The organism is Halomonas sp. 707B3, assembly GCF_024158645.1.
Taxonomy (GTDB): Bacteria; Pseudomonadota; Gammaproteobacteria; order Pseudomonadales; family Halomonadaceae; genus Vreelandella; species Vreelandella lionensis.
On record NZ_JAMZBE010000035.1, the window covers coordinates 20,086 to 28,886 of the forward strand.

Annotated in this window: 6 protein-coding genes and 1 pseudogene; all 7 read right to left on the minus strand. The window is 53.1% G+C overall.

Annotation, left to right across the window (positions count from 1 at the left end):
• Positions 1–42 precede the first annotated feature (42 nt).
• Positions 43–1,860, minus strand: a complete 1,818-nt coding sequence (locus BIS10_RS06925; RefSeq protein WP_253503772.1) for a SurA N-terminal domain-containing protein — start codon at positions 1,858–1,860, stop codon at positions 43–45.
• A gap of 111 nt (positions 1,861–1,971) precedes the next feature.
• Positions 1,972–2,244, minus strand: coding sequence for an HU family DNA-binding protein (locus tag BIS10_RS06930; RefSeq protein WP_009724302.1), 273 nt, complete (start codon positions 2,242–2,244; stop codon positions 1,972–1,974).
• Positions 2,245–2,435: 191 nt separating this feature from the next.
• Complete coding sequence (gene lon, locus BIS10_RS06935; protein WP_253503775.1) at positions 2,436–4,862, minus strand: endopeptidase La; 2,427 nt, start codon at positions 4,860–4,862, stop codon at positions 2,436–2,438.
• A gap of 199 nt (positions 4,863–5,061) precedes the next feature.
• Complete coding sequence (clpX, locus tag BIS10_RS06940) at positions 5,062–6,342, minus strand: ATP-dependent Clp protease ATP-binding subunit ClpX (RefSeq protein WP_253503778.1); 1,281 nt, start codon at positions 6,340–6,342, stop codon at positions 5,062–5,064.
• Positions 6,343–6,416: 74 nt separating this feature from the next.
• A complete protein-coding gene (gene clpP / locus BIS10_RS06945; protein WP_083023527.1) occupies positions 6,417–7,034 on the minus strand; it encodes an ATP-dependent Clp endopeptidase proteolytic subunit ClpP in 618 nt (205 codons plus the stop codon).
• 65 nt (positions 7,035–7,099) lie between these two features.
• The gene (gene tig, locus BIS10_RS06950) at positions 7,100–8,452 is read right to left on the minus strand and encodes a trigger factor (RefSeq protein WP_253503781.1); all 1,353 of its coding nucleotides are present in this window, start codon (positions 8,450–8,452) and stop codon (positions 7,100–7,102) included.
• Between the two features lie 151 nt (positions 8,453–8,603).
• Positions 8,604–8,801 (minus strand): annotated as a pseudogene (locus tag BIS10_RS06955) (hypothetical protein); the annotation flags it as partial.

Sequence of the window (8,801 nt, forward strand, 5' to 3'; positions counted from 1 at the left end):
TTGATCGGCTTTTTCTTGGCTGCAGGTAGAGATAAATAACCTTTAGCGTTCAATCTCCGCGTCGCTACGCAGGTCATCCATCAACCCTTGGATAACCGACTGAGCGCGCAGTTGCTCGGCCATCTGAGCGACAAACGATGTCATCTGCTCATTCACCTCGCCAATAGAGACGCTATCCAACGCGACGACGGCCACACCTTGGGGCATATTCACGGCACGATAGACGCTTTCGCCCTCTTCAGGGCGCGGCATGCGAAACACTTCACCCACCAGCGCCTGAGGCAGCGTACTGTCAGACTGGCGAGAGATGTTATTGGCTTCCAGCCACTCCAGCTCAACGGCATCGCCCGCACGGAGCGAGGCGATCAATTCTGCTGCCTGCTCCTGAAGTGCTTCTTGGCGCTGCTGAGCAGCAACAGCCTGCTCTACTTCATCGCGCACTTCATCTAGGGGCAGAACAGTCGCATCACGATGCTCGGCGACACGAAGCACTAAGCGGCGGTCGTTGTCTAGCTCAATCACTTCGCTGTTGTAGCCCTCTTCCAGCACGTCTGCGCTGAAGGCTTCTTCCAACACGCCTGGCTCAGAAAGCACACCATCCCCTTCACCACGAGCCAGCCAGTCCGTTTGGTTGAGTGTCAGGCCTAAGTCATCGGCTACGCTCTTAAGATCATCTGCGGCAAAGCTTTCATCAATCAGGCGCTGCACCTGCTCATTGAACTCATCGTTAACGTCGCGCAGAGCCACTTCTTGGGCAAGCGCATCGCGTTGCTCTTCAAACGACGGACCTGCCAGCTCAGTCACTTGAAGAATATGGAAAGCACCGTCCATTTCCACCAGTTGTGAGGTTTCCCCTACGCCTAATGAAAAAGCCGCTTCATCGAACGCATCGCCAAAGAAGCCACGACTGATGACGCCAAGGTCACCGCCATCTTCAGCACTGGCAGTATCATCAGAGTAACGCGCAGCGGTGTCAGCAAAGCTATCACCGTCATTGAGGGAATTGAGTGCCTCATTCGCCACTACCTCGGCTTCTTCGCGGCTACGCTCGTCACCAAAGGTCACCATGATATGAGATACCCGACGGTCAGCGCTTTGATTCTGCTCATGCCAAGCATCTCGAAGCGCCTGCTCATCCACCTGGACATCTTCCGCCATGGCTTGGCGGTCAATTAAAACGTACTCAACACGCACCTGCTCTGGGCGCTCGAAGCGAGCCTCGTTAGCGTCGTAGTACGTCTGCATTTGCGCTTCTGTTACATTGATATCGACGTCAGCATCATCTGCATTCAACATGAAATAGCGGAAATCACGCTGCTGGCGTTGTAACTCGGCTAAGCGCTCTTCTTCGCTGGGGAGGCTGAAATCGCTAAACGCGAGACCCTGCTGCAGGTGCTGACGTTTAATATCAACCCGTAGCTCTTCGCGGAATGACAGCGGCGTATAGCCCGCACCGGCTAGGCGATTACGGAAGATCTCAGCAGAGAAGCGGCCATCCTGATCATGAAACTCAGGCAAGCTGACAATCATTTGATCCAACTGAGCGTCGGAAACAAAAAAACCGCCCTCTTCAGCGTACTGGGTCAATAGTGATTGAGTAATGAGTTGATCGAGCATGTCATTGCGCAAAGCGCGCTCTTGCTCGGGAGGAACTTGGCCAGAACGCAGCGCGCGCTGCACTTCTAGCTCAACTTGCTGGCGCATAATGGGTTCGCCATTAACGCTGGCGACTTCATTGGGGTCACTACCGAACACGCTAAACAGCGACTCCACGCCAAACAGTGCCATGGCAGCCACCATGAGCCCTATAATTATCTTGGCACCCCAGCTTCTGGAGCCATCTCGTATACTTTGCAGCATGCTAGCCTCAGATCATCAAAGCCATCTATTGCCCAAACCATCGGGCCAGAAAAGAACATGGGCGCATCGCGGATGCGATGCGCCCATTAGGTTACAGCAAACGCGAGCCAATTAGTTGACGGCGTCTTTCAGCGCTTTACCGGCTTTAAAGCTGGGCACTTTTGCTGCGCTGATTTCGATTGGCTGACCCGTTTGGGGGTTGCGACCAGTACGCGCAGCACGCTCTTTAATAGCGAAGGTACCAAAACCTACCAGAGAAACACTCTCGCCTTTTTTGAGGCTATCGGTGACAGACTCCACCATGGCATCCAATGCGCGGGTTGCCGCTGCTTTAGGAATATCTGCAGACGCGGCAATAGCTTCAATCAGCTCGGACTTATTCACACTTCACCCCTTAACTGTTTCAAAAAATGGCTCTGAACGGCACGGTCACCAAGTGCATCAACCTCAAAGCATAGCTGCGTTTTATAGCAATGCCTTGAAACACCTGTCAAGCGACCGGACCGTGAAATGCCCGCTGCTCAAGGCATTGGGCAAATTTATTAAGTAAAATTAAAGCAAAACTGCTTTAACGCTTAATGGGTACTTGCAACAGCATTTGCATTGAAAGACTTATCTGCGCCCTTTAATGAAGCGCCTTCGGCAACATTCTCTGCCAGCGCCACGGCCAGCACGTCATCTATCCAGCGTACGGGGCGAATATCAAGCGCTCCTTTGATATTCTCCGGTACTTCCTTGAGATCTCGACGATTTTCCTCAGGGATTAAGACGGTCTTTATACCACCCCGCCGGGCCGCCAGCAATTTCTCCTTTAGACCCCCAATCGGTAATACTTCGCCACGCAGGTTTACCTCCCCTGTCATGGCCACATCGCACCTTACTGGCCGCTGAGTATAGGCGGAGACAATCGCCGTTACCATGGCAATGCCAGCACTGGGCCCGTCTTTAGGTGTGGCACCTTCGGGCACATGGATGTGCAGGTCTTCGTTTTCGAAGCGCTGCGGGTCAATTCCATAGGCCTGAGCACGCGCCTTCACGACGGTTTGTGCTGCACTTACCGACTCTTTCATAACATCACCAAGCGAACCGGTCTTGTTAATACGACCTTTACCTGGCGTCACTACCGACTCAATGTTGAGCAGTTCCCCACCTACGGACGTCCAAGCCAAGCCGGTTACACGACCGACCTGGTCCTCCTGCTCCGCCAAGCCATAGCTATAGCGGCGCACACCGGCATAAGTCTCAATCTGATCAGCGGAGAGCACCTGCTGCGCCTGCAGCTTGTTGCCTGCCTTATCTTTCGAGGTGCGCTCAGCTTCTAAGCGCTCACGCAGCACTTTACGACACACTTTAGCGATCTGACGCTCAAGCTCGCGCACACCCGCCTCACGAGTGTAGTAGCGCACCAACTCAAGCAACGCGTCGTCATTCAGCGCTAGCTCTTCTTCCTTAAGCCCGTTAGCTTCTAGCTGCTTGGGTAGCAGGTAGCGCCTAGCGATGGCGAGCTTCTCGTCTTCGGTGTAGCCCGGTAGACGAATAATCTCCATACGGTCCAACAGCGGGCCTGGGATATTCATTGAGTTCGCGGTACAAATAAACAGCGTCTCAGAGAGGTCGTAATCCAGCTCAAGGTAGTGATCACTAAAGTTGTTGTTCTGCTCGGGGTCCAATACCTCTAGAAGCGCTGACGCCGGATCACCACGGTGGTCCATGCCTAGTTTATCCACCTCATCCAACAGGAAAAGCGGATTTTTCACCCCGGCACGGCTCATACGCTGCATCAGCTTGCCTGGCAGCGAGCCAATATAGGTGCGGCGATGGCCACGGATTTCCGACTCATCGCGCACACCACCCAGCGCCAGGCGGACGTACTTACGATTTGTCGCGCGGGCGATGGATTGACCAAGGGACGTTTTACCTACCCCAGGCGGTCCTACCAAGCAGAGCACCGGCCCTTTCATTTTCCGTACGCGCTTTTGTACGGCTAGGTACTCAAGAATGCGCGCCTTCACTTCTTCCAGGCCGTAATGATCTTCATCCAGCACCTGCTGGGCTTTTACCAGATCGTGCTTAACGCGCGTGCGCTTTTTCCATGGAACGGCAATTAGCCAGTCCAGATATGAGCGCACCACGGTCGCCTCAGCAGAATTGGCAGCCATCATTTTGAGCTTATTAAGCTCTTGAGTCGCTTTATCAGACGCCTCTTTGGGCATCCCAGACTCTTTGATCGCCTGTTCGTACTTTTCGGCTTCGTTGGGTACGTTATCCAGCTCACCCATCTCTTTCTGGATGGCCTTCATCTGCTCATTGAGATAGTACTCACGCTGCGTTTTTTCCATCTGCTCTTTAACACGCGAGCGGATGCGCTTCTCGACCTGGAGCAGATCAATCTCAGACTCAATCAGCGCCATCAGGTGTTCAATACGGTCGCGTACGCGATCCATTTCGAGCAGCTCTTGCTTGTCACCAATTTTCAGCGACAGGTGGGCGCAGATGGTGTCGACCAAACGGCTAGGGTCTTCGATGCCCGACAGCGAGTTAAGCACTTCGTTGGGCACTTTCTTAGACAGCTTGACGTACTGCTCGAACTGATTGAGCAGGACACGCACTAGTGCTTCTTGCTCACGACTGGTAAGCGGCTCGCTTTCACGTGGGGTTAAGTGCGCCTGAGTGTAGCCCGCTTCGTTTTCTTCGATATCGATAACATCAGCTCGGAAGCTGCCTTCAATCAACACCTTTACAGTGCCATCAGGCAGCTTAAGCAGCTGCATGATGTCAGCGACGGTACCCATCGCGTAGAGGTCCGCATTATCAGGATCATCCTGTGAGGCCTCACGCTGAGCCACCAGCAGTACACGCTTGTCGGCTTCCATCGCTGCCTCTAAGGCTTGAATGGACTTCTCACGACCAACAAAAAGCGGAATAACCATTTGCGGGTACACAACCACATCCCGCAAAGGCAACAGGGGTAGACATTGTGTCTGATCGGCGTTCTGCTGCATCGCAGACGTTCCTCAAATTCGGATGAGTACTTGAAGGGTACTTAGCCAAGTACCTCACAGTATGAAAGGGCATGACACGACACATCACCGTGTGCTGGCCAGCCGTTTCAACAATAACGTAGAACAACAAGGGGCCGCCTAGGCGACCCCTTGGTTTGGCACAAGCGGTGAAAGCTAGGCCGTGGCACGTACCGAAGGGTTAACCGTCAGTACCGTCGACCCGCGCTTCTTCCTGCTGCGAGTAGATCAACAGTGGCTCGCTTTCGCCAGCAATGACGGAACCATCGATGACGACCTTGCTCACCCCTTCCAAGGAAGGAATTTCATACATGGTATCCAGCAGCACAGACTCTAGGATAGAACGCAACCCACGAGCACCGGTTTTACGTTCCATGGCTTTCACAGCCACAGCCCGTAAGGCGTCGTCTCTAAACTCAAGCGTGACGTCTTCCATCTCGAAGAGCTTGGCATACTGCTTGATCAGCGAGTTTTTCGGCTCAGTCAAAATCTGAACCAGTGCGTCTTCTGTCAGCTCAGTCAGCGTTGCAATCACTGGCAGGCGACCCACAAACTCAGGAATCAAGCCAAACTTGACCAGATCCTCTGGCTCGACATCCGCGAGTAGCTCGCCAACGCCTCGCGAAGACTCTTTGCTTTTCACGCTGGCATTGAAACCAATACCGCCTTTCTCAGCACGGTCGCGAATGACTTTATCCAAGCCAGCAAAAGCACCACCCACAATAAACAGGATATTGGCCGTATTGACCTGAACAAACTCCTGCTGGGGATGCTTACGCCCACCTTGGGGAGGAACGGACGCCGTTGTGCCTTCAATTAGCTTCAACAGCGCCTGCTGTACGCCTTCGCCAGAAACATCACGGGTAATCGACGGGTTATCCGATTTACGTGAGATTTTGTCGATTTCATCGATATAGACGATGCCGCGCTCGGCTTTCTCAACGTCGTAGTCGCACTTTTGCAGCAGCTTTTGGATGATATTTTCAACATCTTCACCCACATAGCCTGCTTCGGTCAGCGTCGTTGCATCAGCAATAGTAAAAGGTACATTCAATAGCCGAGCCATGGTCTCGGCGAGGAGCGTTTTACCGCTACCCGTCGGGCCAATTAGCAGGATGTTGGACTTACCTAGCTCCACATCGCCTTCACGTACTTCTGACTTCAGACGCTTGTAGTGGTTATAAACCGCTACAGACAGCACCATCTTGGCGCGGTCTTGTCCGATGACGTAGTCGTCCAATGTATGACGTATTTCGCGGGGCGTAGGTAAACGCTCCTCATCGCTCTCGGCATCGGCTTCGAGAACTTCTTCGCGAATGATGTCATTACATAAGTCGACACACTCATCGCAGATATACACGGACGGGCCGGCAATCAGCTTACGAACTTCGTTTTGGTTTTTGCCACAAAACGAGCAGTAAAGCAGTTTGCCACCTTCGTCCTTGCCTTTGCCGTCGGCCATTCGCGTACCTCTGTCACTGCGGCGGCTGACGCCGCCTGAAAAGCTCGTTAGAAAAGCAGAATCCTATCACGCTATCAGGATGTAGGCCGCTTATCCAGCACTGCGTCAATCAAGCCATACTCTTTTGCTTTATTGGCGCTCATAAAATTGTCGCGGTCAGTATCCTGAGCCACTTTCTCAATATCCTGGCCAGTGTGGTGAGCCAGAATCTGATTCAGTTTTTCACGAATACCGAGAATTTCACGGGTGTGAATCTCAATATCCGACGCTTGACCTTGGTAGCCACCTAGCGGCTGGTGAATCATCACGCGGGAGTTAGGTAAGCAGTAACGCTTGCCCGCAGCGCCTGCTGTTAGCAGGAGCGCGCCCATGCTGGCAGCCTGACCAATACATACGGTGGAAACATCCGGCTTAATAAACTGCATGGTGTCATAAATTGACATACCCGCCGTTACCGAACCACCGGGTGAATTGATGTAAAGATGGATATCCTTATCGGGGTTTTCAGACTCAAGAAACAACAGCTGCGCCACGACAAGGTTAGCCATGTAATCTTCTACCGGCCCTACCAGGAAAATCACGCGCTCTTTTAAAAGGCGCGAGTAGATGTCGTAGGCTCTTTCCCCTTTGGCGCTCTGCTCAACCACCATGGGCACTAAACCGCCGGCGTTTTGAATATCAAACTCACTCATTCGGGTGATTCCTTGCGTCCGTTAAGGGAAAAGCGCACCCAGATAGGGTGCGCCACGCGATGAGATCAGGCGCCTGCCTGTTCGCCCTCTTCGGCATTCTCATCTTGCTCAGCCTGCTGCTGAGCAGCAGCCAGCGCTTGCTGGTAAGACATTTCGACGTCTTTAACGTTCGCTTGCTCAAGCAGCTTCTCAACGGCCTTCTCTTCGAGAATGGCAGATTTTACCTGAGTTTTCAGCTGCTCATTACCCATGTAGTACTCAACCACTTCGGAGGGATCTTGGTACTGCTCAGCCAGCTCTTCTACTTTGGCTTTGATGGCCGCGTCGTCTGCGTCCAGTTCATTGGCTTTGATCACTTCAGCTAGCAATAGACCAACCTGAACACGGCTCTTCGCCTGCTCTTCAAATAGCTCATTCGGCAGCTGGCTAACGTCAAAATCTTCACCCAGGCCAAACTGCTGAGCGGCTTGACGCTTCATGCCGTCCGTTTCTTGCTGAACCAGCGCGCTGGGCACGGGAATGTCGTTCGCTTTTTTCAGCGCATCCAGCACCTGCTGCTTAACACGGTTGTCAACAGCCTGAGCCGCTTCGCGGGTCATGTTCTTCTTAATTTCAGCACGGAATTTGGCTTCATCGCCGTCTTCTACACCGAAACGCTCGATGAACTCAGCATCAACTTCCGGCAGTTTCTGGCTGCTTACTTTGTGAACGGTCACCTTGAAGGTGGCGTCTTGACCGGCCAGATGCTCGGCTTGGTAATCCGCTGGGAAAGTGACGGAGATGGTTTTTTCTTCGCCTGCTTTAGCACCGATCAGTTGCTCTTCAAAACCTGGAATGAAGCTGTTAGAACCGATGACCAACGCGTGGCCTTCTGCACTGCCACCTTCAAATGGCTCGTCGCCCAGGAAGCCTTGGAAATCGATGGTGACTTGGTCACCGTCAGCAGCGGCAGCGTCAACTTCTTCCCATGCGGCGTTTTGCTTACGCAGGGTATCGATCATTTCATCGACATCTGCTTCGCTGACAGACACAACCGGGCGCTCAACGTCTGTACCTTCGATAGAGGTCAGCTCAACCTGCGGGTAAATTTCCATTACCGCAACGAACTCAAGGTCTTTACCTTCTTCATTAACTTTTGGCTCAATCTGCGGGAAACCGGCAGGGTTGAGTTCTTTTTCTGTGATCGCGCGAACGTAGCGTTCACGCATCACTTCGCCTACCACTTCACTGCGCACGCTGTCGCCATAGCGCTGACGCACGACGGCCATTGGCACCCGGCCTTGGCGGAAACCGTTCAAGCGAACGTTTTTCGCGGTGTCTTTCAAGCGAGCGCTGACGGCCTCGTCGATTTCTGCTGCCGGCACTTGAATCGTGATACGGCGTTCGATCTGGGAGGTCGTCTCGACGGAAACTTGCATGAATTGTCCTCTAGCGGCTGGGCGTTGTGTTGATTGCGTAAAATATGTTCAAGGGGGCAATTTTAAGAACCCTGACGCATGGTGGCAAGCGCCATGCTCGCAAGATGGGGGCGCAAGCACCAATTACAAGGGTTTAAAGGTACAAAAATCGTTACTCCCGTGCAGACCACCACAGGGAAACCGCATGCAGCAGCAGACCACACGTCGCCGCGTGAGAGATAAAGACCTGCCAGCTAATCCAATCAGTAAACATAGCGTGCCAAGCCCCCATCACCAGCGCTCCGAGCACCAGCATGATCGCTAGACGCTTTATTAACGCTGGTAGCGCCTGACGAGCCTCTTGAGACAG

Bases quoted from the DNA above. Each gene is read 5' to 3' on its own strand.
- BIS10_RS06925 (WP_253503772.1), bottom strand. From the start codon at position 1,860: ATGCTGCAAAGTATACGAGATGGCTCCAGAAGCTGGGGTGCCAAGATA.
- lon (WP_253503775.1), bottom strand. From the start codon at position 4,862: ATGCAGCAGAACGCCGATCAGACACAATGTCTACCCCTGTTGCCTTTG.
- clpX (WP_253503778.1), bottom strand. From the start codon at position 6,342: ATGGCCGACGGCAAAGGCAAGGACGAAGGTGGCAAACTGCTTTACTGC.
- clpP (WP_083023527.1), bottom strand. From the start codon at position 7,034: ATGAGTGAGTTTGATATTCAAAACGCCGGCGGTTTAGTGCCCATGGTG.
- tig (WP_253503781.1), bottom strand. From the start codon at position 8,452: ATGCAAGTTTCCGTCGAGACGACCTCCCAGATCGAACGCCGTATCACG.